This is a genomic window from Exiguobacterium sp. SH3S3 (genome assembly GCF_004337115.1).
GTDB lineage: Bacteria > Bacillota > Bacilli > Exiguobacteriales > Exiguobacteriaceae > Exiguobacterium > Exiguobacterium aurantiacum_A.
On the sequence record NZ_SJUU01000025.1, the window covers coordinates 1 to 2999 of the forward strand.

A 2999-nucleotide genomic window follows, 5' to 3' on the forward strand; every position below is an offset into this window, starting at 1 on the left:
TTTCTAGATCAAAGCCTCGACCGATTAGTATCATTCAGCTCCACACGTCGCCGTGCTTCCACCCATGACCTATCTACCTCATCGTCTCTGAGGGGTCTTTCTTGATTGCTCAAAGGGAAATCTCATCTCGGAGGGGGCTTCATGCTTAGATGCTTTCAGCACTTATCCCGTCCGCACGTAGCTACCCAGCGATGCTCCTGGCGGAACAACTGGTACACCAGCGGTGCGTCCATCCCGGTCCTCTCGTACTAAGGACAGCTCTCCTCAAATTTCCTGCGCCCACGACGGATAGGGACCGAACTGTCTCACGACGTTCTGAACCCAGCTCGCGTACCGCTTTAATGGGCGAACAGCCCAACCCTTGGGACCTACTCCAGCCCCAGGATGCGATGAGCCGACATCGAGGTGCCAAACCTCCCCGTCGATGTGGACTCTTGGGGGAGATCAGCCTGTTATCCCCAGGGTAGCTTTTATCCGTTGAGCGATGGCCCTTCCATGCGGAACCACCGGATCACTAAGCCCGACTTTCGTCCCTGCTCGACTTGTAGGTCTCGCAGTCAAGCTCCCTTCTGCCTTTGCACTCTACGAATGATTTCCAACCATTCTGAGGGAACCTTTGGGCGCCTCCGTTACTGTTTAGGAGGCGACCGCCCCAGTCAAACTACCCGCCTGACACGGTCCTCCAGCCGGATCACGGCTGCGAGTTAGAGACTCTATACGCAAAGGGTGGTATCCCAAGGATGTCTCCACCGAAGCTGGCGCTCCGGCTTCACAAACTCCCACCTATCCTGTACATCGCGTACAAAGCCTCAATATCAGGCTGTAGTAAAGCTCCATGGGGTCTTTCCGTCCTGTCGCGGGTAACCTGCATCTTCACAGGTACTATGATTTCACCGGGTCTCTCGTTGAGACAGTGCCCAAATCGTTACGCCTTTCGTGCGGGTCGGAACTTACCCGACAAGGAATTTCGCTACCTTAGGACCGTTATAGTTACGGCCGCCGTTTACTGGGGCTTCGGTTCAGTGCTTCTCTTGCGATGACACATCCCCTTAACCTTCCAGCACCGGGCAGGCGTCAGCCCCTATACTTCATCTTGCGATTTAGCAGAGACCTGTGTTTTTGCTAAACAGTCGTTTGGGCCTATTCACTGCGGCTTATGTTGCCATAAGCGTCCCTTCTCCCGAAGTTACGGGACCATTTTGCCGAGTTCCTTAACGAGAGTTATCCCGCGCGTCTTAGAATTCTCATCTCGCCTACCTGTGTCGGTTTACGGTACTGGCGCCGACCTCCTTACTAGAGGCTTTTCTTGGCAGCGTGAAATCCGGTACTTCGCCCTACGGGCTCCACATCACAGCTCAACCTTGTATGCCGGGCGGATTTGCCAACCCGACGGCCTCGCTGCTTGTCCGTGCACTTCCAGTCGCACGGTTACCTTATCCTTCTGCGTCCCCCCATCGTTCAAACGGTGGTACGGCGGTACAGGAATATCAACCTGTTGTCCATCGCCTACGCCTTTCGGCCTCGGCTTAGGTCCAGACTAACCCTGAGCGGACGAGCCTTCCTCAGGAAACCTTGGGCTTTCGACGGAGGGGATTCTCACCCCTCTTTTCGCTACTCACACCGGCATTCTCACTTCCAAGCGCTCCACGGCTCCTCACGATACCGCTTCACTGCTGCTTGGAACGCTCCCCTACCATTCCTTACGGAATCCATAGCTTCGGTGGTATGTTTAGCCCCGTTAAATTTTCGGCGCGGCGTCACTCGACTAGTGAGCTATTACGCACTCTTTGAATGGTGGCTGCTTCTAAGCCAACATCCTAGTTGTCTGTGCAACGCCACATCCTTTTCCACTTAACATACACTTTGGGACCTTAGCTGATGGTCTGGGCTGTTTCCCTTTCGACTACGGATCTTATCACTCGCAGTCTGACTCCCGAGTACAAGTTGCCGGCATTCGGAGTTTGACTGAATTCGGTAACCCTGTGGGGGCCCCTAGTCCAATCAGTGCTCTACCTCCGGAACTCTTCACCTCGAGGCTAGCCCTAAAGCTATTTCGGGGAGAACCAGCTATCTCCAGGTTCGATTGGCATTTCACCGCTACCCACACCTCATCCCCGCACTTTTCAACGTGCGTGGGTTCGGACCTCCAGTCAGTGTTACCTGACCTTCATCCTGGACATGGGTAGATCACCTGGTTTCGGGTCTACGACGACGGACTGATGCGCCCTATTCAGACTCGCTTTCGCTGCGGCTCCGCCTTATCAGCTTAACCTTGCCCGCCATCGTAACTCGCCGGTTCATTCTACAAAAGGCACGCCATCACCCGTTAACGGGCTCTGACTACTTGTAGGCATACGGTTTCAGGATCTATTTCACTCCCCTTCCGGGGTGCTTTTCACCTTTCCCTCACGGTACTGGTTCACTATCGGTCACTAGGAAGTATTTAGCCTTGGGAGATGGTCCTCCCGGATTCCGACGGGGTTTCACGTGTCCCGCCGTACTCAGGATCCACTCTGGAGGGGATAAGATTTCAGCTACAGGGCCGTCACCTTCTCTGGCCGACCTTTCCAGGTCGTTCACCTATCCTATCCCTTTGTAACTCCGTATAGAGTGTCCTACAACCCCAGGAAGCATGCTTCCTGGTTTGGGCTGTTCCCGTTTCGCTCGCCGCTACTCAGGGAATCGAATTTTCTTTCTCTTCCTCCGGGTACTTAGATGTTTCAGTTCCCCGGGTTTGCCTCACACCGTGCTATGTATTCACACGGGTGTCCCGCCAGTCTCCCGGCGGTGGGTTCCCCCATTCGGATACCTCTGGATCAAAGTGCACTTACCACTCCCCAGAGCATTTCGCTGTTCGTCGCGTCCTTCATCGGCTCCTAGTGCCAAGGCATCCACCGTACGCCCTTTCTACCTTGATCTAGCGTTTCTAAGACACACGGTCCGAACGGACCATGCATATTTTTCTTGGTTTGATGTCTTGATGAATCTTCAGTTTTCAA

General features: G+C 54.3%; 1 rRNA gene. It reads right to left on the bottom strand.

The window, feature by feature from the left end:
* Positions 1 to 4: 4 nt before the first annotated feature.
* Positions 5 to 2918: ribosomal RNA gene (locus EVJ28_RS13830) — 23S ribosomal RNA — on the bottom strand.
* Positions 2919 to 2999: the final 81 nt, after the last annotated feature.